This is a genomic window from Amycolatopsis thermoflava N1165 (genome assembly GCF_000473265.1).
Taxonomy (GTDB): Bacteria; Actinomycetota; Actinomycetes; order Mycobacteriales; family Pseudonocardiaceae; genus Amycolatopsis_E; species Amycolatopsis_E thermoflava.
In genome coordinates, this window is record NZ_KI421511.1 from 2,867,447 (window position 1) to 2,891,098 (window position 23,652).

General features: G+C 72.4%; 24 protein-coding genes. 6 read left to right on the forward strand and 18 right to left on the reverse strand.

Annotation, left to right across the window (positions count from 1 at the left end):
* Positions 1-34 precede the first annotated feature (34 nt).
* Entirely contained in the window at positions 35-367 is a 333-nt protein-coding gene (locus AMYTH_RS0114385) for a cupin domain-containing protein (RefSeq protein ID WP_027930917.1), read from the forward strand.
* On the opposite strand, the gene AMYTH_RS0114390 is transcribed toward AMYTH_RS0114385, so the two are convergent.
* The 8 genes from AMYTH_RS0114390 to thyX form a co-directional block, all read right to left on the reverse strand.
* On the reverse strand, positions 364-1,317 hold the full coding sequence (locus AMYTH_RS0114390; RefSeq protein WP_027930918.1) for a zinc-binding dehydrogenase: 954 nt from the start codon (positions 1,315-1,317) through the stop codon (positions 364-366). The two genes, AMYTH_RS0114385 and AMYTH_RS0114390, sit on opposite strands and share 4 nt — an antisense overlap.
* Before the next feature lie 362 nt (positions 1,318-1,679).
* Complete coding sequence (locus AMYTH_RS0114395; RefSeq protein WP_228684749.1) at positions 1,680-3,248, reverse strand: substrate-binding domain-containing protein; 1,569 nt, start codon at positions 3,246-3,248, stop codon at positions 1,680-1,682.
* A gap of 118 nt (positions 3,249-3,366) precedes the next feature.
* Positions 3,367-5,085 (reverse strand): ribonuclease J, encoded by a 1,719-nt coding sequence (locus AMYTH_RS0114400; RefSeq protein ID WP_027930920.1) that lies wholly within the window; start codon positions 5,083-5,085, stop codon positions 3,367-3,369.
* A complete protein-coding gene (dapA, locus tag AMYTH_RS0114405) occupies positions 5,082-6,095 on the reverse strand; it encodes a 4-hydroxy-tetrahydrodipicolinate synthase (protein WP_037322538.1) in 1,014 nt (337 codons plus the stop codon). The genes AMYTH_RS0114400 and dapA overlap by 4 nt, the downstream gene beginning before the upstream one ends.
* A gap of 129 nt (positions 6,096-6,224) precedes the next feature.
* A complete protein-coding gene (locus AMYTH_RS0114410) occupies positions 6,225-7,706 on the reverse strand; it encodes a serine/threonine-protein kinase (RefSeq protein ID WP_027930921.1) in 1,482 nt (493 codons plus the stop codon).
* Positions 7,707-7,782: 76 nt separating this feature from the next.
* Positions 7,783-9,021 carry an Nramp family divalent metal transporter gene (locus AMYTH_RS0114415; RefSeq protein WP_027930922.1) on the reverse strand — a complete coding sequence of 413 codons (1,239 nt, stop codon included), beginning with the start codon at positions 9,019-9,021 and terminating at the stop codon, positions 7,783-7,785.
* 797 nt (positions 9,022-9,818) lie between these two features.
* The gene (locus tag AMYTH_RS0114420; RefSeq protein WP_027930923.1) at positions 9,819-10,202 is read right to left on the reverse strand and encodes an ACT domain-containing protein; all 384 of its coding nucleotides are present in this window, start codon (positions 10,200-10,202) and stop codon (positions 9,819-9,821) included.
* Positions 10,199-10,951 (reverse strand): FAD-dependent thymidylate synthase, encoded by a 753-nt coding sequence (gene thyX / locus AMYTH_RS0114425; RefSeq protein ID WP_017981786.1) that lies wholly within the window; start codon positions 10,949-10,951, stop codon positions 10,199-10,201. Before thyX ends, AMYTH_RS0114420 begins: the two co-directional genes overlap by 4 nt.
* Before the next feature lie 125 nt (positions 10,952-11,076).
* Between thyX and AMYTH_RS0114430 the strand changes: the two genes are divergently transcribed.
* Both AMYTH_RS0114430 and AMYTH_RS0114435 read left to right on the forward strand, forming a co-directional pair.
* Positions 11,077-11,589: a toxin-antitoxin system HicB family antitoxin gene (locus AMYTH_RS0114430; RefSeq protein ID WP_017981785.1), complete on the forward strand. Its 513-nt coding sequence runs from the start codon at positions 11,077-11,079 to the stop codon at positions 11,587-11,589.
* A gap of 2 nt (positions 11,590-11,591) precedes the next feature.
* Positions 11,592-12,488, forward strand: a complete 897-nt coding sequence (locus AMYTH_RS0114435) for a DUF4097 family beta strand repeat-containing protein (protein WP_027930924.1) — start codon at positions 11,592-11,594, stop codon at positions 12,486-12,488.
* A 301-nt stretch (positions 12,489-12,789) separates the two neighbouring features.
* On the opposite strand, the gene AMYTH_RS0114445 is transcribed toward AMYTH_RS0114435, so the two are convergent.
* The 3 genes from AMYTH_RS0114445 to AMYTH_RS0114455 form a co-directional block, all read right to left on the reverse strand.
* Positions 12,790-14,007 (reverse strand): winged helix-turn-helix domain-containing protein, encoded by a 1,218-nt coding sequence (locus AMYTH_RS0114445; protein ID WP_037322539.1) that lies wholly within the window; start codon positions 14,005-14,007, stop codon positions 12,790-12,792.
* A 172-nt stretch (positions 14,008-14,179) separates the two neighbouring features.
* On the reverse strand, positions 14,180-14,596 hold the full coding sequence (locus AMYTH_RS0114450; RefSeq protein WP_037322540.1) for a glycosyltransferase 87 family protein: 417 nt from the start codon (positions 14,594-14,596) through the stop codon (positions 14,180-14,182).
* Between the two features lie 123 nt (positions 14,597-14,719).
* Positions 14,720-15,202, reverse strand: a complete 483-nt coding sequence (locus AMYTH_RS0114455) for a GtrA family protein (protein ID WP_228684751.1) — start codon at positions 15,200-15,202, stop codon at positions 14,720-14,722.
* Positions 15,203-15,389: 187 nt separating this feature from the next.
* On the opposite strand from AMYTH_RS0114455, the gene AMYTH_RS0114460 reads away from it, so the two are divergent.
* Both AMYTH_RS0114460 and AMYTH_RS0114465 read left to right on the forward strand, forming a co-directional pair.
* Entirely contained in the window at positions 15,390-15,911 is a 522-nt protein-coding gene (locus AMYTH_RS0114460) for a YqaA family protein (RefSeq protein WP_027930928.1), read from the forward strand.
* Between the two features lie 144 nt (positions 15,912-16,055).
* A complete protein-coding gene (locus tag AMYTH_RS0114465; protein ID WP_228684753.1) occupies positions 16,056-17,018 on the forward strand; it encodes an aldo/keto reductase in 963 nt (320 codons plus the stop codon).
* Here AMYTH_RS0114465 and AMYTH_RS44820 read toward each other — a convergent pair.
* On the reverse strand, positions 17,003-17,239 hold the full coding sequence (locus AMYTH_RS44820; RefSeq protein WP_228684755.1) for a hypothetical protein: 237 nt from the start codon (positions 17,237-17,239) through the stop codon (positions 17,003-17,005). The two genes, AMYTH_RS0114465 and AMYTH_RS44820, sit on opposite strands and share 16 nt — an antisense overlap.
* Positions 17,240-17,314: 75 nt before the next feature.
* On the opposite strand from AMYTH_RS44820, the gene AMYTH_RS44825 reads away from it, so the two are divergent.
* Positions 17,315-17,557, forward strand: coding sequence for a hypothetical protein (locus AMYTH_RS44825; RefSeq protein ID WP_157360606.1), 243 nt, complete (start codon positions 17,315-17,317; stop codon positions 17,555-17,557).
* A 68-nt stretch (positions 17,558-17,625) separates the two neighbouring features.
* Here AMYTH_RS44825 and AMYTH_RS0114480 read toward each other — a convergent pair whose 3' ends face one another.
* From AMYTH_RS0114480 to thpR, 6 genes are all read right to left on the reverse strand, one after another.
* Positions 17,626-18,078, reverse strand: a complete 453-nt coding sequence (locus AMYTH_RS0114480) for a membrane protein (RefSeq protein ID WP_017981774.1) — start codon at positions 18,076-18,078, stop codon at positions 17,626-17,628.
* A complete protein-coding gene (gene dapB, locus AMYTH_RS0114485; protein ID WP_027930930.1) occupies positions 18,075-18,842 on the reverse strand; it encodes a 4-hydroxy-tetrahydrodipicolinate reductase in 768 nt (255 codons plus the stop codon). Before dapB ends, AMYTH_RS0114480 begins: the two co-directional genes overlap by 4 nt.
* On the reverse strand, positions 18,839-20,203 hold the full coding sequence (locus AMYTH_RS0114490; protein WP_027930931.1) for a M16 family metallopeptidase: 1,365 nt from the start codon (positions 20,201-20,203) through the stop codon (positions 18,839-18,841). Before AMYTH_RS0114490 ends, dapB begins: the two co-directional genes overlap by 4 nt.
* 81 nt (positions 20,204-20,284) lie before the next feature.
* The gene (locus tag AMYTH_RS0114495; RefSeq protein WP_027930932.1) at positions 20,285-22,546 is read right to left on the reverse strand and encodes a polyribonucleotide nucleotidyltransferase; all 2,262 of its coding nucleotides are present in this window, start codon (positions 22,544-22,546) and stop codon (positions 20,285-20,287) included.
* 215 nt (positions 22,547-22,761) lie between these two features.
* On the reverse strand, positions 22,762-23,031 hold the full coding sequence (gene rpsO, locus AMYTH_RS0114500) for a 30S ribosomal protein S15 (protein WP_017981770.1): 270 nt from the start codon (positions 23,029-23,031) through the stop codon (positions 22,762-22,764).
* A 114-nt stretch (positions 23,032-23,145) separates the two neighbouring features.
* A complete protein-coding gene (gene thpR, locus AMYTH_RS0114505) occupies positions 23,146-23,649 on the reverse strand; it encodes an RNA 2',3'-cyclic phosphodiesterase (protein WP_027930933.1) in 504 nt (167 codons plus the stop codon).
* Positions 23,650-23,652 lie beyond the last annotated feature (3 nt).

Below are 23,652 nucleotides of genomic sequence, written 5' to 3' on the forward strand. Positions count from 1 at the left end.
GTCCCGGCCAGGTCCGCGCCCGCATCCTGGGACCATGCACGAAATCCTCGCCCAGGAGGGCTACACCTCGGTGTCCGTCGACGAAGCCCCGGTCCGCGAACTGTTCCCCGGCGTCCGGCACCGTCCGTTGTGGACGGGGCCGAGCGGGGCGCACGCCGACCTGCTGGAGATGGACGCGGGCGCGTCCTGGCCGCACCGCGACGTGCACGAGCCCGGTCCCGAGGAGGTGTACGTCGTGGCGGGCACGTTCCACGACGGCGCCCGCGACTACCCGGCGGGGACGTTCCTGCACGCCCCCGCCGGCACCTGGCACGTGCCGTCGACCGCCACGGGCTGCACCCTGTTCCTGTTCTATCCGGAGGGTTAGCGGGACGGCGTCAGCACGATCCGGCCGAACACCTCGCCGCGGTCCATCTTCCGGTGCGCGAGCCCGGCCTCGGCCAGCGGCAGCACCTCGTGCACGACCGTGCGCAGCTCCCCGCGCGCCGCGGCGGCGAACTGCGCGGCGCGGACGGTTCGCCGCTCGGCCGCGGGCACCGTGTCGGCGCTGAAGGTGGCCACCGACAACGACTTCCGGAACCCGGCCATCAACGCCGCGCCGAAGTCCGCGGGCGGGCCGCCGACCACGCCGACCAGGACCGCCCGCCCGTTGGGGCCGAGCTTGCCGACGAACTCCGGGAAGTCCGGGCCCGCGACGACGTCGACGATCACGTCGAACCCCGCGCCGCCCGCGCCCGAGCGGTCCAGCACGTGCGTCGCGCCCAGCTCGCGCAGCCGCTCGCCCCGCGCGGCCGACGACGTCGTGACCGCCACCGCCCCGGCGCCGCCCCGCGCCGCGAGCTGGACCGCCGTGAGCCCGATGCTGCCGGCCGCGCCGCGCACCAGCACCGACTCACCCGGCGCGAACCCGGCGCGCGCGAGGGCGAAATGCGCCACCACACCGGAACTCCCGAGCGCCACGGCGTCCACGGTGGACAGACCGGCGGGCAACGGCAGCACCTCCCCGGCCGGCACCACCGCCCGTTCGACGTACCCGCCACCGGTGCCGGTGAACCCCCACACGCGCCGGCCCAGCAAGGTCCCGTCGACCCCGTCGCCGACCGCGACCACGGTGCCGGCCACCTCACCGCCCGGGATGTGCCCGGCCGCGAACCCGTGCGCGGCGAGCGTGCCGCGGCGGATCACGGCGTCCACACCGCCGACGCCGATCGCCTCGGTCTCGATCAGCACCTGCCCGGCCGTCGCCTCGGGCGCGGGAACGTCCACCACGGCCAGGCCCTCCGGCCCGCCGAACTCCTTGATCACCACTGCTTCCACGTCCGCCGACGCTAACGAACGCGACCCTCCGCCGCGCCGAAGTGAGAGCGCGGGCGGCCAAACTGCCTCACTCCCCTGCGCTCCGACGCACGCGCCCGCAGCCTGGACGCGGCCCACATCCTCTTCGCGGTGACGGCCCCGCCACCCGCTACCGCCGCTTCCCCGCCAAGGAGGTCCGCGCCTGCCGGCTTCCGCGGCGTGATCGAGCGGAATCCGCATCATCGAACTCGCCCGGCGCCAAGACCGCCGGCTTCCTGCGCCCCGACTTTCGTCCTGGGCGAGTTGATGCTGATGCTCCAGGCCGTCAGGGCACGCCCGTCGTCCGAATCCGGGCTTCCCGGCTCGCTCGCGATCCGGGTGGTTCAGGCGCCGGTGAGCCGGGCCAGCGCGCCGTAGAACACGTCGGTGATCCGCGCCGGATCCGGCGCGGCGAACGTCTGCCCGCCGGTGGGGGTGGTGATCGCCGCCAGCTCGGCCACGTCCACGTCCGGGCCGATCCCGATGCCGATGATCGCCACCGGCCTGGCCGGGTCGGCGAGCTTCGCCAGCTCCGCGACCAGCGCGTCCCTGCTGATGCCGTCCGCGTCGTCGTTGCGCCCGTCGGTCAGCACGATCACCAGGTTGAGCCGCCCCGCCTGCCACTCCGCCGACGCCAGCCGGTACGCGGCCAGCACCGTGTCGTACAGCCCGGTGTCCCCGTCCGGCGTGGCCTGGATCGCTCGCAACCGCTCCGCCGCCCCGGACGCCAGGTGGTCGCTCACCGGCCGCATCGGCAGCACCTCGCGGTAGTCGCGGTCGCCGTCCAGACGGGTGGCGAACTCCCACACGCTGCTCTCCGACGTCGGCTTGAACAGCGACAACGCCCGCGCGGCCGCGTCGGTGGTCAGCTGCATGCGGGTCTGCCCGGTGCCCGGCACCTCGACGTCCATCGACCCCGACACGTCGATCAGCACCCGCGCGCGCGAACTGGAGTTGATCCGCGCCCACTGTCCGAGCAGCGCGTCCACGTCGGCGTCGGTCGGCACCGCGGGCGAGGGCAGGGTCCGGTCGCTGACGTTCTGCGTCGCGCCGTCGCGCAGGTACCGGCCGTCGGGTGTGCGGAACCCGGCGTTGGCCAGCGCGTTCGACCCCTCCAGGCCCAGCAGCGCGGACAGCAGCGCCCCGGCGGCCCGCCGCTGGTCCTCCCCGGCGCCGCCGAGCATGGCGAACGGGTAGTCCAGCGCGGGCGCCTCCGCCTGGTAGGTCGCGACCAGCCCGCTCTGGGCACCCGCGATGCCGTTGCGCACGTTGTAGCGCAGCAATGCGTTCTCCGACACCGGGAACCCGGCGAGCGTCCGGTCGGCCAGCCGCGCGAACAGGTCGTCGGTGGTGGGCACCGCGTTCGGCGACAGCCGGCGCAGCGCCGCGGCATGGGCGTCGGCCGCGGGCACCGCGGCCCGGATGCCGATGAGCGCGGACAGACCGGCCGGGTCCCGCCCCGGATCGGGCACGCCGAGCGCCAGGCCGGGCGCGCCGAGCACGTCCGACCAGGACGGCACGCGGCCAGGCCAGCCGAGTCCGGAAGCGGCCTCCTCGGTCAGCGCGAACACGACCGGCGAGCTGGCGATGCTGGTGCCGCCCGCGATCCCGCTCGCGCCGACGCCCTTCGCCCGTCGCAGCTGCAGCGTCGACTCCGGGATCCACACGTCCGGCCGGATCTCGCCGCCGGGCAGGGCCAGCGACTGCGCGACCGCCGCCGAGTCGACGGCGTTGACCTCGAAGGCCGCGCACTCGGTCTGCGCCACCCGGCGGGCGACCTGCGCGACCGCCGGGGCCACCCCGGGCGCCGCGGCGACCCGCACCACCGCGGGCCGGTCGCAGCCGCCCTGGTCACGCACCACGTCCGCGGCGATCCAGCCTGCTCCGCCCAGCACGATGAGGACACCGAGCACCGCCCACACCCGCCGCGGCCGCCGCCGGGCAGGAGACGAATGTCGGCCCACCTCGCACCGCCTCCGCTGGATCGCTCGCCAGGACGAGATCCAGGTTAAGGGCAGTGACGGAGATTACCTACGCTGTCGGATCGGCCTGTCCGTACGTCACCGGGATGACCGTCGGCACGATCATCGGGCGGCGCCGGTAGGTCTCGGCGACCCATCGGCCCACCACACGGCGCACGGCCTGGGCGATCCGGTGGCTGTCGGTGATGCCCTCCGCCTCGGTGCGGGACAGCTCCATCTCGACGAGCGGAACCACCGCATCGAGTGCTTTCGGGTCGTCGGAGAACCCGCGCCCGGACACCGTCGGCGTGCTCACCGCGCGGCCGGTGGTCGAGTCGACCGCGACGTTGATCGCGATGAACCCGCCCTCGCCCAGCACCAGCCGGTCGGACAGGGTCGACTCGCCGACGTCGCCGACCGACAGGCCGTCCACGTAGACGTGCCCGACCTCGACCCGGCCGGTCGCGCGCGCCCGGCCGTCCACCAGGTCGACCACCACGCCGTTCTCGGCCAGCACCACGTTCTCCGGCGCCACGCCGGTGCGGATCGCCAGCGCGCCGTTGGCCCGCAGGTGCCGCCACTCGCCGTGCACCGGCATGACGTTGCTCGGCCGGATCGCGTTGTAGAGGAACAGCAGCTCCCCCGCCGACGCGTGGCCGGACACGTGCACCTTCGCGTTGCCCTGGTGCACCACGTTCGCGCCGAGCCGGACCAGGCCGTTGACCACGCCGAACACCGCGGTCTCGTTGCCCGGGATCAGGGAGCTGGCCAGCACCACCGTGTCCCCGGCCCGGATCGAGATCTGCCGGTGCTCGCCGCGCGCCATCCGGGACAGCGCCGACAGCGGCTCGCCCTGCGACCCGGTGGACACGAACAGCACCCGGCTCTCGGGCAGGTTGACGGCCTCGTCCAGGTTGATCAGCAGGCCCTCGGGGATGTTCAGCAGGCCGAGGTCCGCGGCGATCCCCATGTTGCGGACCATGGAGCGGCCCACGAACGCGACCCGGCGGCCGTGCTTGACCGCCGCGTCGAGCACCTGCTGCACGCGGTGCACGTGGCTGGCGAAGCAGGCCACGATCACGCGCTGGGTGACGTGCCCGATGACGTCGTCGAGCACCGGCCCGATGTCCCGCTCCGGCGTGACGAACCCGGGCACCTCGGCGTTGGTCGAGTCGATGCACAGCAGGTCGACGCCCTCGTCGCCGAGGCGGGAGAACCCGGCCAGGTCGGTCAGGCGGTTGTCCAGCGGCAGCTGGTCGAGCTTGATGTCACCGGTGTGCAGCACCACCCCGGCCGGGGTGCGCAGCGCGACCGCGAGCGCGTCCGGGATCGAGTGGTTGACCGCGAAGAACTCCAGCTCGAACGGGCCCACCGTGCGCCGCTCGGACTCGGTCACCTCGATCAGCTTCGGCCGCTGCCGGTGCTCCTTGCACTTGGCCTCCAGCAGCGCGAGCGTGAACCGCGAGCCGTAGACCGGCAGGTCCGGCCGCATGCGCAGCAGGAACGGCACGGCGCCGATGTGGTCCTCGTGGCCGTGGGTGAGCACGAGGGCCTCGATGTCGGACAGCCGGTCCTCGATCGCCCGGAAATCGGGCAGGATCAGGTCGACGCCGGGCTGCTCGTCCTCGGGGAAGAGCACCCCGCAGTCGACGATCACGAGACGGCCGTCGTACTCGAAGACGGTCATGTTCCGGCCGACTTCGCCGATGCCGCCGAGGGCGACCGCGCGCAGGCCGCCGTCGGGCAGTGCGGGTGGGTTGTTGGTCGGTCCGGGTCCTGCCAAATTCACCTGTGAATGGTCCCAACGCTGGTGTGAGTGGTCGGCGCGACGTAGGCCGCCGCGGAGTCGGCCTGCGCCACCCGGGAAGAGTGCCAGTCCGGCGACGGGGACTCCGCGAGGGGGACCCCCGCCTGGGCGAGGTCGGTGGCGATCGCCTCGACCTGCTCCGGGGTGGCGGGCACGATCGGCAGCCGCGGGCCGCCGACCGGGTGGCCGCGCAGCGCGAGCGCGGTCTTGGAGAACACGACCCCGCCGACGCGCGACATGGCGCGGAAGACGGGCAGCATGCCGCGGTGGTTGGTACGGGCGGTGGAGGTGTCGCCGTCCTCGTAGGCCTCGATCATGGCCCGGATGCGGCCGGCCACCACGTGCCCGATCACGCTCACCACGCCGGCCGCGCCCACCGACAGCCACGGCAGGTTCAGCGCGTCGTCGCCGGAGTAGTAGGCCAGGTGGGTGTTGGCGATGACCTCGCTGCCTGCCAGCAGGTCGCCCTTGGCGTCCTTGACGGCCAGGATGCGCGGGTGTTCGGCCAGGCGGCGCAGCGTGTCGACCTCGATCGGCACGATCGAGCGCGGCGGGATGTCGTAGAGCATCACCGGCAGGCCGGTCGCGTCGGCGACCGTGGTGAAGTGCGCGTACAGGCCGGCCTGCGACGGACGCGAGTAGTAGGGCGTGACCAGCAGGACGCCGTGGGCGCCGGCCTTCTCGGCCTGCTGCACCAGTTCGACGCTGTGCGCGGTGTTGTAGGTCCCGGCGCCGGCGATCACGGTCGCGCGGTCGCCGACCGCCTCGGCCACGGCGCGCACCAGGTCGGCCTTCTCGGCGTCGGTCGTGGTCGGGCTCTCGCCGGTGGTGCCGTTCACGACCAGGCCGTCGTTGCCCAGCTCCACGAGGTGCTCGGCGAGCTCCTGCGCCCGCTTCAGGTCGACTGCGCCGTCCGCGTCGAAGGGGGTGACCATCGCGGTGAGCACGCGCCCGAAGGGCCTCCCGGGCGCTGCCGAAGGTGGGTTGGACATGCTCTGACGGTACCTCCTCACGCTGTGAATATTCGTGCCGACCTGCCAAAACGGCATGATCCGCAGGAAAGGGCCACCACCGGCCGGAGAATCGCTGGACCAGGTGATCTTCCGCCGTAACCTTTCGCGTCAGCGGACCTTCAGCGTGACCGCCTCGGTGAGCTGGCCGCCGCCCTTCTTCGACACCAGGCAGTAGATGCCGCGGACCGGATCGTCGTAGGACTTCTCCGGGACGGCGTCCCAGTCGGCCTGCGACGGGACGAGCGCGCGGTAGCTGAGCGTGGCGCGCTCGGCCGCGTCGATCGTTGCGGAGTGGAAGCTCAGCGCGCAGAAGGACTCGGCGTAGCGGCGCAGCGCGTCGGCGCCGGGGTACGCCACGAACCCGGCTTCGTCGTCCCCGGAGCCGGCGTTGCCGAGGCTGTCCTGCTCGTCGTAGAGCTCCAGCTCGTGTGCCTTGTCGCAGTCGACCTGGTTGTCGGAGGTGATCCGGTAGCCGGGTTCGAGCCGGCCGTTGTAGCACCGGTAGGAGCTGCCCGGCTCGAACTCCAGGTCGCCGCCCGCGCCGTAGACCATGGTCGGCAGCATCGCCGGGTCCGCCGCCTCGGTCGCCCACCACTGGCCGGCCAGGAAACCGCCGGCCAGCAGCACGACGCCGAGGACGGCGCCCGCGGTGACCCACAGGCCGCGGCGGCCGGTGCGGGACGGCGCCGGGGCGAACCGGGTCGGCGGTTGTCCGTTGTGGACAGCGGTGGCGACGCCCCCGGGCGGGGTGTTGTGGGCGGCGATGCCGAGCAGGTGCGCGGCCTGGGCCGCGGAGATCCGGCCCTCCGGCTTGGCCACCAGCAGGCCCATGATCGCCGAGGCCAGCGGGCCCTGGACCCTGGTCAGGTAGGGCACCTCGGTGAGGATCGCGTTCATGGTCGCGGCGGTGGTCGGGCGGTCGAACGCGGACTTGCCCTCGACGGCCAGGAACAGCGTCGCGCCCAGTGACCACAGGTCGGAGTCGGGCAGCGCCTCCCGCCCGTCGAGCCGCTCCGGCGCCATGAACGCGGGCGAGCCCACGATCGTGCCGCTCGAGGTCAGCCGCGGGTCGTCGATCGCGGTGGCGATGCCGAAGTCGGTGAGCTTCACCCGCCCGTTCGCGCCGACCATGATGTTGCCCGGCTTGACGTCGCGGTGCACGATGCCGGCCTCGTGCGCGGCCTGCAGCGCGGAGAGCACCTGCTGCCCGATCGAGGCCACCTGCTGCGGCGGCAGCGCGCCGTGGTGGCGCACCAGGTCGCCCAGCGTGGGCGCCTCGACCAGCTCCATCACGATGTAGGTCGCGCCGTCCTCGGTGACCACGTCGAAGACCGTGACGATGGCCGGGTCGTTCAGCCGCCCCGCGGTGCGCACCTCCCGCAGCACCCGCTCGGTGAAGACGGTGTCCTCGGCGCCGTCGGGCAGGCGCAGCTCCTTGATCGCGACCTGGCGGCCGATCACCTGGTCCTGCGCCCGCCACACGACGCCGTGCCCGCCCCGGCCCAGCTCGCCGAGGAGCGCGTAGCGGCCGGCCACCACCCGTGGTCCGACCGGGCGCGGCGTGGTCTGCTGGGTCTGCTCTTCGGTCAACGTGGCTCCGGTGATCGCGGCTATCGGGACAGCGGGATGCTAGTCCGACCGCCGCGGGAGCCGATCGGTTCCGGTGTCAGCCCGCGAACGTGAGGTAGATCAGCGCCACGTTGAGGGTGATGATGACCGCGGCGATCACCCACGCCAGCGTCGTGGTCGCGCGGTGATTCGCGGCGGTCCCCATCAGCCCGCGGTCGCTGGTCAGCCGCACCAGCGGCACCAGTGCGAACGGGATGCCGAAGGACAGCACCACCTGGGACACCACCAGCGCGCGGCTGGGGTCCACGCCGATCGCGAGCACCACGATCGCGGGCAGCAGCGTGATCAGCCGCCGCAGCAGCAGCGGGATCCGCTTGCGCAGCAGGCCCTGCATGATCATCGCGCCGGCGTAGGCGCCCACCGAGGTCGAGGCCAGGCCGGAGGCCAGCAGCCCGATCGCGAACAGCAGCGCGACGGCCGGGCCGAGCGTGTTTCCCACGGCGGCGTGCGCGCCTTCGATCGAGTCGACGCCGTCCTGGCCCTGCAGGTTCGTGGCGGCCAGCAGCACCATCGACAGGTTCACCGCGCCGGCCAGCAGCATCGCCAGGCCGACGTCGAAGCGGGTGATCCGCAGCAGGCGCGACCGGCGGGCGGCGTCGACCTTGCCGTGCCGGTCGCGGGCGAGCCCGGAGTGCAGGTAGACGGCGTGCGGCATGACGGTGGCGCCGAGCATGGCGGCGGCGATCAGCACGCTTTCGGTGCCGGCGAACCGCGGGACCAGCCCGGCCGCCGCGTCCGCCGCGGACGGCGGTTCCACGAACACGCTGGCCAGGAACCCGACCGCGATGACGCCGAGCAGGCCGGTGACGACCCGCTCGAACGGCCGCTGGCCACGCTTGTCCTGCACCAGCAGCAGGACCATCGACACCACGCCGGTGATCACGCCGCCGGCCAGCAGCGGCAGGTCGAACAGCAGGTACAGGGCGATCGCGCCGCCGACGACCTCGGCCAGGTCGGTCGCGATCGCGACCGTCTCGGCCTGCGCCCAGTAGCCGAGGCGCGCGGCCCGCGGCATCCGCTCGCGCAGGTTCTCCGGCAGGGACAGGCCGGTGACCAGGCCCAGCTTCGCCGACAGGTACTGGACCAGCCCGGCCATCAGGTTGGCGGCCACGATCACCCACACCAGCAGGTAGCCGAACTGGGCCCCGGCGCTGATGTTGGAGGCGACGTTGCCCGGGTCGACGTAGGCGATCGCGGCGACGAACGCGGGCCCGAGCAGCAGGGAACCGGAGCGCACCCGCTTGAGCCGTGGTCCGAGCTGTTCCGTCAGCGCCATCCGTCCTCCATCCACAAAGCCGAAGCCTGATTTTAGGTGCGCCGAACTTTGGTGTACAGAGCAGCGAAAGTGGCGTGCAACGCACGGGCACCACGCGCAGACGTACCCCACAGGGGTGGCTTTAAGGCAGCACGCTTCGGGCGGCCGCGTCCGGGGTGGGCTCGGAAAGGGGTCGAGAGCGGTCCGGCAGGCAGGGACAACGCCGTTCGCCGCGCGGGCTGAGTGGCCAGGTCCCGGCGCGACGGGCCGCTGGTGGCGATCCGATCCGGTGAACACGACCTGCCCCGGGGACGGCAGCGGTGACCGCCGACCGGGGAACGACGTCCGGGCCAGGCGAATCGCCAGTGCGCCGATCGGTCCGCTGGCCAGATCGAGGGCCGGCCGACGGTCCGGGACCCGCAGGCCGGGACCCCGGCCCACGCGGGCCGGCAGGCAGGGACAACGCCGTTCGCCGCGCGGGCTGACTGGCCAGATCCCGGCGCGACGGGCCGCTGGTGGCGATCCGGTTCGGTGAACACGACCTGCCCCAGGAACGACGGCGGCGGTGACCGCCGACCGGGGAACGACTTCCGGGTCAAGCGAAATCGCCAGTACGCCGATCGGCCCGCTGGCCAGATCGAGCGGCGGCCGACGGTCCGGGACGCGCAGGCCGAAAACCCCGGCGTGACCCCCGACCGAGAAACCAACGTCCGAGTCAGGCGAAATCGCCGGTGCGCCGATCAGCCCGGTGGCCAGCAGACCAGCGCCGGCCGACGGGCCGGGACCCGCAGGCCGGGAACCCGGCCCACGCGGGACGGCTACTCCGCGACCTCGTGCCCGGCCGCGCGCAGCGCCTGCACCGCGCGCGCCAGGTCGCCTTCCTTCACCAGCACGTGGTCGGTGTCGAACGTGGACAGCGTGAACAGGCCGACCCCCGCGGACGCCAGCTCGCTGGCCAGCGCGGCGATGATCCCGGTGAGGGTGAACGCCAGCGGGCCGCGCACGGTCAGCAGCCGCCAGCCGGACTCGACCCGGGCGCCCTCCGGGGCCAGGCCGGCCGGGCAGATCACCGAGGTCTCCGCGGGCGTGCGCGTGACCGAGACCAGCCGGTCCGGCGCGTCCAGAGCGGGCACCGGAACGCCCGGATCCAGCCGCGCGACCGCGTACTCGCCCGGCTGGACGTCGATGGCGAGCCGTTTCACCCTTCGAGGACCTTCGGGCTGGAGGCGACCTCGGTGCCGTCGGGCAGGGTGGAGATGGTGAAGTCGGCGAACACGTTCGGCGCGGCCTTCTGCAGCTGCCGCAGGCATTCCACGGCCAGCCCGCGGATCTCCACGTCGGCGTGCTCGGTGGCGCGCATGGCGATGAAGTGCCGCCAGGCGCGGTAGTTGCCGGTCACCACGATGCGGGTCTCGGTGGCGTTGGGCAGCACCGACCGGGCGGCCTGGCGCGCCTGCTTGCGGCGCAGCGTGGCGCTCGGCGCGTCGGCGAACTTGTCCTCCAGCCCGGCCAGCAGCTCGTTGTACGCGTCGACGCTCGCCTGCGCGGCCTTGAGGAACTTCTCGTGCAGCTCCGGGTCGTTCGCGATCACATCCGGCTCGACGAACGCGGCGTCGCGCTCGGGCACGTACCGCTGCGACAGCTGGGAGTAGGAGAAGTGGCGGTGGCGGATCAGCTCGTGGGTCAGCGAGCGCGAAACGCCGCTGATGTAGAAGCTCACCGAGCCGTGCTCCAGCACCGACAGGTGACCGACCTCGATGATGTGGTCGATGTAGCCGGCGTTGGTGGCCGTCTTCGGGTTCGGCTTCTTCCACGACTGGTAGCAGGCGCGGCCCGCGAACTCGGCGAGCGCCTCCCCCCCGTCGGCGTCGGTCGACCACGGCACGTCCTCCGGCGGGAAGAACTCCGTCTTCGCGATCAGCTGAACCTTCGGCGACACGGTCTCGGCCACGGTCGCGCTCCTTCCCCTCAACGACTCCCCGGCAGCGTAACCGCCGAGTCCGACAACCCGGCCACGACACCACATGGTGTCATCTCCTCCTTGACTGACACCAGAAGTGACGTCATAGTGGTGTCATGGATTTGACCCCGTACATCACCAGCCTCCGCGAGGACCTCACCGCGACGGCCTCGGCCGGGGACGAGCAGATCCGCCGGGCGGCGGCACTGCTGTCCGGCGCGCTGGAGCCCGCGGTCCGGCTGGTGCTGATGAACGCGCTGGCCGACCTCGCCGCCGAGGCGACCGCCCAGCTGCCCGACCACGTCGTCGAGGTGCGCCTGGACGGCCGGGACGTGCGGGTGGTGGTCACCGGTTCCGCCGGCGAGCGGCCACGGGCCGAGCGTCCCGGGCCGCCCCCTCCGCCACCGCCGCCGCTGGTGGAGGGCGGGGACATCTCGCGCATGACGCTGCGCCTGGTGGAGAAGCTCAAGGAGCAGGCCGAGCACGCCGCCTCGTCGCAGGGCGTCTCGCTCAACACGTTCATCTCACAGGCCGTGCAGGGCGCGCTGCACGGTTCGCAGTCCTGGCACGCCGAGAAGCAGAGCGGCTCACGGTCCGAGTCGCACCTGCACGGCTGGGTGAAGGGATAGTCATGACCGATCCGGAGCTCGTGCGCACGCAGACGTTCACCCTGCCTGGGCCGCTGGAGCTGGACATCGCCGTGTCGATGGGGAAGGTCGAGGTGAAGCTGGACGCCGAGGAGCCCGAGGCGACGGTGGAGATCCGGCACGACCCGGACGCGCAGCAGCCGTGGACGCAGGGGATTTCCAGCCTGCTGAGCTGGGTCAGCGAGCGGTTCGGCGACCAGCTGGGCACCGATCTGAGCGACACGCCCGCGGACGCGGTGCAGCAGACGCGGCTGGAACAGACCGGCAACCGGCTGACGGTGCACGCGCCGAAGGCGTTGCCGCTGCGGAACATCCCGCTCGCGGTCACGGTGATCGCGCCCGCCGGCACCGCCGTGGAAGTGCGGGCCGGGTCGGCGAACGTGACGGCGACCGGGCCTGCCGGGCGGGTGGACGTCTCCACCGGGACCGGCGAGATCAGGCTGGACCGGTCGGAGGGCGCGGCGACGGTGCGCAGCGGCTCCGGCGCGATCCGGCTCGGGCCGACGCTGGCGGGGCTGCACCTGCGCACCGGCAGCGGCGACGTCGAGGTGGCGTCGCTGGCCGGGTCGGCGACGCTGGCCACCGGCACCGGCGATGTCTGGCTGGGCACCGTGTCCGGCTCCGTGCTGGCCCGCAGCGGCAGCGGCGACGTGTCGGTCGCCGAGGCGGCGAGCGGAAACCTGGAGCTGGTCACCGGTTCCGGCGACATCCGGGTCGGGATCCGGCCGGGCGTGTCCGCGGAGGTCGACCTGACCGCGAGCGCAGGCAAGGTGTCGAGCGAGCTGGACGTGGCGCTGGACCGGCCCGACGGCGAGATCCCGCTGAACCTGCGGGCCCGCACGGGATCCGGCACGGCCGTGGTGACCCGCGCGGCGCAGTAGACCACCGGAGGGGCGGCCGCGAGCCGCCATGGGGGTGGAGGGGTGGTGTGACATGGGGGCGTGTCACACCACCCCGATTCCGTGTTTGGACCACCGGCGGCCCGCGAACGTCCCCAGCTGCGGCCGGAGATCCAGCAGCCCGCCACCAGCCATTCCCAAGCAAAGACGGCCCGCGAACCTCCTCGACCGCCGAAGGCCGGCTGTCACCCACAGGGCGGGCGGCAGCTGTTGGTGGGCTTGCCGCCAGCCGGCCACCGCCATTTTTCGTGCGTGCCGGCCGACGGATTCAGCGCCGTCGTTCTCACGCCCGGCTCAGGGCCGGCGCCAGATCACCCCGCTCCCCCACCACGAAACCGTCCAGCCCCAGCCACGAGGCCATCAACCGCAACTCCCCCGCCAGCTCGGCGGCCACCCGCGGCACTTCGGCGCCCGGCTCGGCGAACGCGCCCTGCACCCGCAGCACCCCGGCCTCCCGGTCGGCCTTCAGGTCGACCCGCGCCACCAGTTCGCCGTCGAGCAGGAACGGGAACACGTAGTAGCCGTACACGCGCTTGGGCTCGGGCACGTAGATCTCGATGCGGTACCGGAACCCGAACAGCCGCTCGGTGCGGGCCCGCTCCCAGATCAGCGGGTCGAACGGGCACAGCAGCGCCCGGCCCGTCACCTTCCGCGGCATCCGTGCGCCCACCAGGCGGTACGCCGGGCCGCGCCAGCCGCGCACCTCGACCTCCTCCAGCACCCCGTCCTCGACCAGCTCGGCCACCGCCCGGCGGCTCGTCTCCGGGCCCAGCCGGTAGTAGTCCCGCAGGTCCGGCTCCGTCGCCACGCCCAGCGCCGTCGCCGCGCGGGAGATCAGCTCGCGCGCCCCCTGCTCGGGCGACACGCGCCGCGCCAGGACCTCGGCCGGCACGACCCGCTCGGTCAGGTCGTACAGCCGCTCGAACCCGCGCCGCGTGCCGGTGGTCAGCTGGCCCAGACCGAACAGCAGCTCGCAGATCTTCTTGACCTCGGACCGCTCCCACCACGACCCGGGGCGGCGCGCCGACTCGCCCTCCAGCTCGCGCTCGATGCCGCCCGCCCCGATCGGGCCGAGCTCCTTCACCACCGCCAGCACGTCGTCGACCAGCGACGGCGAGCGGTCGGCGAGGGGCTGGTAGTTGCGCCACCACCCGGGCCGCTTCGCGCCGGACTGCAACAGCGGCCAGTCCTCGACCGGGATCAGGCTCGCCTCGTGCGCCCACGTCTCCACCAGCAGCCGCGGCTTGCGGCTGCTGTGCGTCCAGGCGGCCTCGTCGATCAACGCCGGGTCGTAGCTGCCCAGCCGCGCGAACAGCGGTGCGTAGTGCGCCCGCACCGCGACGTTCACCGAGTCCAGCTGGATCAGCTGCAGCCGCGACAGCGCGCGCTTGAGGTGCCGCCGGGTGGGTTCGGTGCCGGGCCGCGGGTCGGCGAAACCCTGGGCCGCCAGCGCCGTCCGCCGGGCGGCCGCCACACTCATCGTCTCCATGGTGGTGCTCATGGTGCCAGCACCCACCGACAAAACCGGTAGGTTCCCGGCATGAGCACCGTGTCCGTCCGCGAAGCCGTCGACGCCGACGCCGCGGAGATCGCCCGGATCCAGCGCGTCACCTGGCGGACCGCCTACCAGGGCGTCCTCAGCGACCGGGCGCTCGCCGAGCTCGACTCCGCGGTCACGGAGGCGCGGTGGGCGGAGGCGATCGGCCACCCCGGCTCCCGGATCCACCTCGCCGTCGAAGGTCCGGCGAGGAGTTGCGGTAGGCCAGGATGATCGGGAACAGCGCCAGGCAGGTCACGCCGGTCAGCAGCGGGTAGCCGATCGGCGGCGGGATGATCGCCAACGGGGTGAACAGCACCGCGGAGAACGGCGGGTAGGTGTAGGGCAGCGCGCCGCCGATGGTCGAGACGGGTAGCTCCGAGTAGATCGAGTGGCCCTTGAGGAACGTGTCCGCGCCCAGCCGGTAGATGTCGACGTCGGTCGGCCACTTCCGGATGCCGTGCGCGTAGTACGCGAGCGCGGCGAACAGGCCGACGGCCAGCAGGAGTTCCAAGCCCAGGCGTACCCGCTCGGCGGTACTGCCGTACCTCATCGTCTCGATGACAGCTTTCACTCGTTCTCCCAGTCCCGGCCAGGCGTGATCTCACGGAACAGACGCCGCAACGCCTATCTTCGTTGCCCGCGTGATCGATGTTACGAGCGGGTCCCCCTTGCGCTACGCGCGGCTGCGGTCGGTGAACACGATCCAGCGAAGCACGCTGTAGAGGAACACGGCCTCGCACGCGCCGGCGATGATGCGCGCCAGGTGGTACTGCACGCCCAGCGCGGCCAGGCCCGCCCCGGCGCCGAGGATGAACGCGAAGTAGTTGACCGCCACCGCGATCGCGTAGCGCACGGCCTGGCGCCCGACCGGGGCGTGCGAGCGGAAGTTGAAGACGCGGTTGAGCACGAAGCTCAGCGCGAAGGCGCACACGTAGGCCACGGTGATGGCGGCCGGCAGCGGCAGCCCGGCCACGCCGTGGCCCAGGGTCAGCAGCAGCAGGTCGACGCCGAAGGTGAACCCGTTGATCAGCGCGAAGCCCACGAAGCTGGGCGGGACCAGCATGTTCAGCCCGAGGGGCAGGTACCGGACGACCGTCGCGCAGAACGACGCGAACCTCTCCACGAGCGACCGCGTCACCCGGATGTCCTGTTGCACGGCGCCACGGTGGCAGAAGCGGGTGACGGGAAGGTGAGCGGCCGGTAGTCAACAGGCGGCGGAAAGTGTCGCGGACCCCACGGAGATCACACTTCGGGCTGATATCTTCTTGTGACCCCCGCCCGTGTGATCCTCCGTCCCCCACGGAGGCGCGCGCCGCCCCGAAGCCCCCCGTCAGGAGGCGCGGATGTTCGCCTGGTTCTGGGTGACGCTCGGCGTCGCCTTCGGCTCGGCGATCGTGCCCGTGATCAGCGTCGAGGTGTTCGTGCTGGGGCTCGTGGCCAGCGAGCCGGGGCTGCATTGGCTGCTGATCGGCGCGGCCGTCTCGATCGGCCAGATCGCCGGCAAACTGCTGTACTACCTGGCCGCGCGCGGGTCGATCAGGCTGCCGCGGTTCCTGCACGACCGCCTGCACCGCGAGCGCCCGCCCAGCCGCCGCCGCGACCGGTGGCACCAGCGCACGAAGTGGCTGCGCGGCAAGGTGGAGGCCCTGCGCGAGCGCTGCCACCGGCACCCGCACTGGATGACCGGCACCTACGGGGTCAGCTCGCTGGTCGGGCTCCCCCCGTTCATGGCGACGACGGTGCTGGCGGGCCTGGCCGACATGCGGATGTCGACGTTCCTCACGGCGGGCCTGACCGGGCGGTTCATCAGGTACAGCGCGCTGGCCGCGTGCCCGGCGGTGTTCGCGGGCTGGTTCCACCACTGAGCTCGGGCTGCCGCGGGATCCGGAACAGCCCGTCGGAGGCGTCCACCACGACGGTCAGGGACTCGCCGACGAGCACCGTGGCCGCCAGCTCGCCGGCCAGGGCGAGCACGACGATCACCGCGGTGATCCGACAAAGTGGACCGCATGAGATACCGGCTTTTCGGGCGCACCGGGCTGCGCGTGGCGGAGATGTTCCTCGGGGCGATGGCGCTGCAGGAACCCGACGAGGCGCGGCGGGTGGTCAAGGCCTACGCCGACGCCGGGGGCAACGTGATCGACACGGCCTCGGCGTACGCGGAGAGCGAGAGCGTGCTGGGCGAGGTGCTGACGGATCGCGACCGGTTCGTGCTGGCGACCAAGTACACGCTGACGCGGGACCCGCACGACCCGAACGCCGGGGGCAGCCACCGCAAGAACCTGGTCGCGTCGCTGGAGCGCAGCCTGCGGCGGTTGCGCACCGACTACGTCGACATCCTGTGGGTGCACACGTGGGACCCGCACACGCCGGTCGCCGAGACGTTGCGTGCGCTGGACGACCTGGTCCGGGCCGGGAAGGTCAGGTACCTCGGGGTGTCCGACACGCCCGCGTGGGTGGTGAGCCGGGCGGACGTGCTGGCGGAGTGGCGCGGGTGGACGCCGTTCGCGGGCGTGCAGGTGCCCTACAGCCTCCTGAACCGCGACATCGAGCGCGACGTGCTGCCGATGGCCGAGCAGCTGGGGCTGACCGTGGCGGCGTGGGGCGTCCTGGAGCACGGCGCGCTGACCGGGTCCAGCCGGGTCGGTTCGCCGTCGCCGGAGCAGCAGCGGGTGGCGGCCGCGGTGCGCGCGGTGGCGGACGAGCTGGGTGTCACGCCGGCGCAGGTGGCGATCGCGTGGTCGCGGGCGCGGTCGTCGGTCGTGCACCCGCTGATCGGGTTCCGCACGGCGGACCGGGTCGCGGAGACCGTCGCCGCGCTGGACGTGACGCTGCCCCCGGAGGCGGTGGCGAAGCTGGAGGCGGCGGCGCCGTTCGAGCCGGGCCCGTTCGCCGACTTCGTGAACCGGTCGGCGGCCAGCGCGGGGGTGTTCGGCCACGGCGAGGTGGTGGGGCGTCAGCTGCGGGAGTGAAGCGGTTCGGCGATGGCGGCGACGGTCCAGTACACCGGCTCCGGCGCCTCCTCGGGCGGCAGGCCGAGGATCCACGCCAGCAGGTCCGAGGCCTGGGCGTGCGTGTCGATCAGCCCCCGCTGGTTGAGGTGGACACCGGCGTCGGCTTCGTAGCCGTGGCACAGCCAGGAGTGCAGGCTCATCAGACCGAACTCGACACCGATGATCTCGAAGCCGCGCATGCCGGCGCACACCGTGCTGCACGGGTGCCGATCGCGTTCCCCTTGCCTGAGCCGGCGGCGCCGTTGGTGCACGAGGTGACCATCCGCGGACACGACGGCTTCCGGCCGGCCACCCGCGTGCTGACCGGCGTTCCGGACAAGAACGATGTGGACCTGCGGGAAGCGGACGGCGCGCTACGGGTGATGCTGCGCTCGGCCCACGGCCCATGGCTCTACCGGCTCGACACCCTCAACCTCGCCTACCGGGCAGGCCCGGATCCGGAGATCTTCCTCGGAACCCCCACCCGCCGCGTCGACGAACGCGCCGCGCTGCGGTAGGAAACGCGGGCGCTGCGCGCCGCCTCCCCCGCCAGGTCCTACGCATCACAGCGCAGGCACGGCACCACCTAGCGGGCCGCCTCCGCCGCCTCCAGGTCCAGCGCCTTGCGCATCGTGGCGCGGGCTCGGCGCCGGTCGCCCGCCAGGTCGTACGCGTGCGCCAGCCGGTACCAGTACCGCCAGTCCTCGGGGTGCTGCTCCAGCTCCGCGCGGCGCTCCTCGAACCACGCGTCCGCCGCGGCGCGGTCCACCCGGCCGGACGGGCGGCGCGGCAGGTCGGCCACGTCCGGCAGCCCGCCCTCGGCGTCCAGCCGTCGCGCCAGGTGCTGGATCCGCGTGCCGGACCGCCAGGTCGCGACGACCATCCACAGCCCGAGCAGCGGCAGCACCAGCACGCCGACGCCGAGCGCGATGCCCACGCCTGTCCCGGTCGCGATCAGCTCCACCCCGCGCGCCCCGAGCAGCACCAGGTAGACCACCAGCGCGGCGGTCATCACCAGTGCGACGTTGCGGGCCTTCACAGGTCGAGCACGTTCTCGAGGCCGACGGTCAGGCCGGGACGGCCCAGCACCTCCCGCACCCCGAGCAGCACACCCGGCATGAACGAGGTCCGGTCCATCGAGTCGTGCCGGATGGTGAGCGTCTCGCCCTCCTGCCCGAACAGAATCTCCTCGTGCGCCACCAGCCCGGGCAGCCGCACCGAGTGCACGTGCACGTCCTCGACCCGCGCGCCGCGGGCGCCGTCCAGCTCGCTCGTCGTCGCGTCCGCGCCCGGCTTCAGCCCGGCCTCGCGGCGCGCCTGCGAGATCAGCCGCGCCGTGTGCGCCGCCGTGCCGGAGGGGGCGTCCGCCTTGCGGTTGTGGTGCAGCTCGATGACCTCGACCGAGGAGTAGAACCGGGCCGCCTGCTGCGCGAACCGCATCGCGAGCACCGCGCCGAGCGCGAAGTTCGGCGCGATCAGCACCCCGACCTCCGGCTTGCCCGCCAGCCACGACCGGACCGTCTCCAGCCGCTCCTCGCTGAACCCGGTGGTGCCGACGACCGCGTGCAACCCGTTGGCCACCAGGAACTCCAGGTTGCCCATCACCGCGTCCGGGTGGGTGAAGTCGACGACCACCTCCGCGCCGGCCTCGGTCAGCGCGGCCAGGTCGTCGCCCGCGTCCAGCGTCGCCACGACCGTCATGTCGGGCGCGCCCCCGGCGGCCTTGACCACCTGCGCACCCATCCGTCCCTGGGCGCCCAGCACGCCGACCCGGATCGGGTTGTCCTCGCCGCGGGGGTTCATTTCGCGATCACCTCGTGCAGATCTTCCGGTAGGTCCTGCTCGGAAGCGTACGGCCCGACCACCGCGGCGGCGGTGACCCCTCCCGGCGTCCCGAACAGGGTGCGGGCCAGCTCACACACCTCCTCGGTGGTCACCGCGGCGATCCGCTCCACCGACTCGTCGACGGTGAGGTGCACGCCGTAGTTGAGCTCCTGCTTGCCGATGCGCGACATCCGCGACGCGGTGTCCTCCAGGCCCAGCACGATCCCGCCGCGCAGCTGCCCCTTGGCGCGCGCGACCTCGGCGTCGGTGAAGCCGTCCTTGCCGACCTGCCCGAGCACGTCCCGCAGCACCGCCGACACCTCGCCCAGCCGCTCCGGCTGGCAGCCCGCGTACACGGAGAAGTGGCCGGTGTCGGCGTAGGTCGCCACCGAGGAGTACACCTGGTAGGCCAGGCCGCGCTGCTCGCGCACCTCCTGGAACAGCCGCGAGCTCATGCCGCCGCCGAGCGCGGCGTTGAGCACCGACAGCGCGTACCGGCGCTCGTCGTGCCGCGACAGCGCCTTCATGCCGAGCATGACATGGGCCTGCTCGGTGTCGTCGCTGTGCAGCACCAGCCGCCGCTCCGCGGCCACCCGCGCCTTGCCCGCCCGCGGCGGCACCGGGGTGTCCGAACCGGACAGACGGCCGCGCAACGCCTTGCGCGCCAGGCGGAGGACCTGCGCGTGCTCGACGTTGCCCGCCACTGCGAGCACCATCTTCGGCAGCGTGTAGCGGCGCCGGTAGAACCCGCGCAGCCCGCTCGCCGACATGCCGGTGATCGACTCGGTGGTGCCCAGCACCGGGCGCGCCAGCGGGTGCGAGCCCAGGACCGTGGTCACGAATGTGTCGTGCAGCAGGTCCTCGGGATCGTCGTCGCGCATGGCGATCTCCTCGAGCACCACGCTGCGCTCGGTGTCCACATCGGACTCCGCGCAGAGCGCCTCGAACACCACGTCGGTGACCAGGTCCATCGCCAGCGGCAGGTCCTCGTCGAGCACCTGCGCGTAGTAGCAGGTGTGCTCCTTCGCGGTGAACGCGTTCAGCTCACCGCCGACCGCGTCGATCTCCTCGGCGATCTGCACCGCGGACCGGTTGGTGGTGCCCTTGAACAGCAGGTGCTCCAGGTAGTGCGCCGCCCCGGCCACCTTCGGCGGCTCGTCCCGCGAGCCGACCCCGACCCACAGGCCGACCGTCGCCGACCGCACCCCCGGCACGTGCTCGGTGACCACCCGCAGCCCGCCCGGCAGCACGGTGCGCTTCACAACCTGGCCGTTCGCCCCGATTTCGAGCGTCCGCGTGATGCCCGCGGCCTGCTCGTGCCCGGCAATCTGTCGCGCCATCGAATCCCAACACTCGTGCGGGAACACGGAAAACGGCCCGCCCCGCCCGGGGACGGGCCGTTTCCCGGCTACCGCTTCGTCCTACTTGGCGTCGGCCTCGGCGCCCTCGGCGGGGGCGTCCTCAGCCTTCTTCTCGCCCTCCTCCTCGTCCTTGACGAGGACCAGGCTGATCTTGCCGCGGTTGTCGATGTCGGCGATCTCGACGCGGAGCTTGTCGCCCACGTTGACCACGTCCTCGACCTTGCCGATGCGCTTGCCGTTGCCCAGCTTCGAGATGTGGATCAGGCCGTCCTTGCCCGGCAGCAGCGAGACGAACGCGCCGAACGCGGCCGTCTTCACCACGGTGCCCAGGAAGCGCTCGCCCACCTTCGGCAGCTGCGGGTTCGCGATGGCGTTGATCTTGCTGATCGCGGCCTCCGCGGACGGGCCGTCGGCCGCGCCCACGTAGATCGTGCCGTCGTCCTCGATCGAGATGTCGGCGCCGGTCTCCTCGGTGATCGAGTTGATCATCTTGCCCTTCGGCCCGATGACCTCGCCGATCTTGTCGACCGGGATCTTCACGCTCGTGACGCGCGGGGCGTACGGGCTCATCTCGTCCGGGGAGTCGATGGCCTCGGCCAGCACGTCGAGGATGGTCAGCCGGGCGTCCTTGGCCTGGTTCAGCGCGCCCGCCAGGACGTCCGACGGGATGCCGTCGAGCTTGGTGTCCAGCTGCAGCGCGGTGATGAAGTCCTTGGTGCCTGCGACCTTGAAGTCCATGTCGCCGAAGGCGTCCTCGGCGCCGAGGATGTCGGTCAGCGCGACGTAGCGCGTCTCGCCGTCGACCTCGTCGGACACCAGGCCCATCGCGATGCCCGCGACCGGCGCCTTCAGCGGCACGCCGGCGTTGAGCAGCGACATGGTCGAGGCGCACACCGAGCCCATCGAGGTGGACCCGTTCGAGCCCAGCGCCTCCGACACCTGACGGATGGCGTAGGGGAACTCGTCCCGCTTCGGCAGCACCGGCACCAGCGCGCGCTCGGCCAGCATGCCGTGGCCGATCTCGCGCCGCTTGGGCGAGCCCACGCGGCCGGTCTCGCCGGTGGAGAACGGCGGGAAGTTGTAGTGGTGCAGGTACCGCTTCGTCGTCTCCGGCGACAGCGAGTCGATCTGCTGCTCCATGCGCAGCATGTTCAGCGTGGTGACGCCCAGGATCTGGGTCTCGCCGCGCTCGAACAGCGCCGAACCGTGCGCCCGCGGGATGATCGCGACCTCGGCCGCCAGCTGGCGGATGTCGGTGAGACCGCGGCCGTCGATGCGGACCTTGTCGCGCAGGATGCGCTGGCGGATCAGCTTCTTGGTCAGCGCCCGGAACGCGGCGCCGATCTCCTTGTCGCGGCCCTCGAAGGCCTCGCCCTCGCCGAGGCCGACCTTGGCCAGCACGGCGGCCTTGACCTCGTCGGTGGCGTTCTCGCGGTCCTGCTTGCCGGCGATGGTCAGCGCCTTGGCCAGGTCCTCGGTCGCGATCGCGGCGACCGCGTCGTAGGCGTCCTGCTGGTAGGCGGGGAACACCGGGAAGTCGCCGGTCGGCTTGGCGGCCGCGTCGGCGAGCTTCTGCTGCGCCTCGCACAGCACGCGGATGAACGGCTTGGCGGCGGCCAGGCCCTCGGCCACGGCCTGCTCGGTCGGCGCCGGGGCGCCGCCCGCGATCAGGTCGAGCGTGTTCTCGGTGCCCTCGGCCTCGACCATCATGATCGCGACGTCAGAGTCACTGTCACCGACGACACGGCCTGCGACGACCATGTTGAAGGTCGCCTTCTCCAGCTGCGACCAGGTCGGGAACGCGACCCACTGTCCCTCGATCAGCGCGACGCGGACGCCGCCGATCGGGCCGGAGAACGGCAGGCCGCCGATCTGGGTCGAGGCCGACGCGGCGTTGATCGCCAGCACGTCGTAGGGGTCCTCGGGGTGCAGGCTCTGCACCGTGACGACGATCTGGATCTCGTTGCGCAGGCCGTCGGCGAAGGACGGGCGCAGCGGCCGGTCGATGAGGCGGCAGGTCAGGATCGCGTCGGTGGAGGGACGGCCCTCGCGGCGGAAGAACGCGCCCGGGATCCGGCCCGCGGCGTACATCCGCTCCTCGACGTCCACTGTCAGCGGGAAGAAGTCGAAGTGCTCCTTCGGCTGCTTGGAGGCGGTGGTCGCCGACAGCAGCATCGTCTCTTCGTCCAGGTAGGCGACGACAGCGCCGGCGGCCTGCCGGGCGAGCCTGCCCGTCTCGAAGCGGATCGTGCGCGTGCCGTACTTGCCGTTGTCGATGACGGCCTCGGCCTCGTGCACGACGGGTCCGCTTGCTTCGGTCATGTGTAGTTGACTCCTCGTTCGTTCGGGCAGCAGAGCGCCCCGCCCGTGCGGGGCGGCGTCCGAGGAACGAGCCGGTCTTCGATCGAAGCCAACGGGACTCTCCCGTAAGCCACTACCGAGGACCGGCGTCCTTGCCCTCGAGCGCCTGCCCTTCCTCTTTCTTACTTCGTATGGACCGAGGGGGAGCGACCGTGGTCACTCCCCCTCGGATCACGTCATCGGCGCAAGCCGAGTCGCTGGATCAGCGACCGGTAGCGTTCGATGTCCACCTTCATCACGTAGTTGAGCAGCCGGCGACGACGGCCGACCAGCAGCAACAGGCCGCGACGGGAGTGGTGGTCGTGCTTGTGCACCTTGAGATGCTCGGTGAGACCGATGATCCGCTTGGTGAGCAGCGCGACCTGGGCCTCCGGGGACCCGGTGTCGGACTCGTGCAGACCGTACTCGGTCAGAATCGACTTCTTCTCGTCGGTGGACAGCGCCACTGAGTTCTCTCCTCTGTGTTGTTCTGTGCCGTGAGGCCCGCTGGACGCGGGTAGTCGGTCGAGGCCGCCACGGACTGCAGCCGGACCCGGTGGTTCAGGGTATCAGGGAGCGCACTACCTGGCCTGCTGGGACAGCGGGAACCGCTCGACCACGACGTATCGCACGCCGTCGGCGCTCCGCTGCGACCGCATCAGCACCGCCTCCGCGGCCGTCCACATCTCGCTGCGGTAGCCGGACAGCCGCCGCTCCAGCTCCGCCGGCACCCGCTCGCGCGTGCGCGCCAGGGTCAGGTGCGGCAGGTACGCGCGGCCCTCCTCGCCCGCCCCGGCGGCGAGAGCGAGCTCGGTGATCCCCTCGCCGTACACCCCGAGGTAGAGGACCCGGGTGAACGTGCCCGCACCTTCCAACCAGATCCGCGGCGCCGGCATTCCCGCCAGCCGCGGCCGCAGCCAGTCCGCCCGCGCGGCGGCGTCGTCCTCGCCGTAGAACCCCAGCGTGACGTGCCAGTTCTCCGGCGAACTCCACCGCACGCCGTCCAGCCGCGGCAGCCCGGCGACCTCGGCGGTCAGGGTCTCGACCACGGCGGCGGGCGGCAGGACCGCCGAGAACAGCACCACTGC

Excerpts from the sequence above, each read along its gene's own strand:
- AMYTH_RS0114385 (WP_027930917.1), top strand. The coding sequence starts at position 35 with ATGCACGAAATCCTCGCCCAGGAGGGCTACACCTCGGTGTCCGTCGAC.
- dapA (WP_037322538.1), bottom strand. The coding sequence starts at position 6,095 with ATGTCCAACCCACCTTCGGCAGCGCCCGGGAGGCCCTTCGGGCGCGTG.
- AMYTH_RS0114415 (WP_027930922.1), bottom strand. The coding sequence starts at position 9,021 with ATGGCGCTGACGGAACAGCTCGGACCACGGCTCAAGCGGGTGCGCTCC.
- AMYTH_RS0114430 (WP_017981785.1), top strand. The coding sequence starts at position 11,077 with ATGGATTTGACCCCGTACATCACCAGCCTCCGCGAGGACCTCACCGCG.
- AMYTH_RS0114435 (WP_027930924.1), top strand. The coding sequence starts at position 11,592 with ATGACCGATCCGGAGCTCGTGCGCACGCAGACGTTCACCCTGCCTGGG.
- AMYTH_RS0114445 (WP_037322539.1), bottom strand. The coding sequence starts at position 14,007 with ATGAGCACCACCATGGAGACGATGAGTGTGGCGGCCGCCCGGCGGACG.
- AMYTH_RS0114450 (WP_037322540.1), bottom strand. The coding sequence starts at position 14,596 with ATGAGGTACGGCAGTACCGCCGAGCGGGTACGCCTGGGCTTGGAACTC.
- AMYTH_RS0114460 (WP_027930928.1), top strand. The coding sequence starts at position 15,390 with ATGTTCGCCTGGTTCTGGGTGACGCTCGGCGTCGCCTTCGGCTCGGCG.
- AMYTH_RS0114465 (WP_228684753.1), top strand. The coding sequence starts at position 16,056 with ATGAGATACCGGCTTTTCGGGCGCACCGGGCTGCGCGTGGCGGAGATG.
- AMYTH_RS44820 (WP_228684755.1), bottom strand. The coding sequence starts at position 17,239 with ATGCGCGGCTTCGAGATCATCGGTGTCGAGTTCGGTCTGATGAGCCTG.
- dapB (WP_027930930.1), bottom strand. The coding sequence starts at position 18,842 with ATGAACCCCCGCGGCGAGGACAACCCGATCCGGGTCGGCGTGCTGGGC.
- AMYTH_RS0114490 (WP_027930931.1), bottom strand. The coding sequence starts at position 20,203 with ATGGCGCGACAGATTGCCGGGCACGAGCAGGCCGCGGGCATCACGCGG.
- AMYTH_RS0114495 (WP_027930932.1), bottom strand. The coding sequence starts at position 22,546 with ATGACCGAAGCAAGCGGACCCGTCGTGCACGAGGCCGAGGCCGTCATC.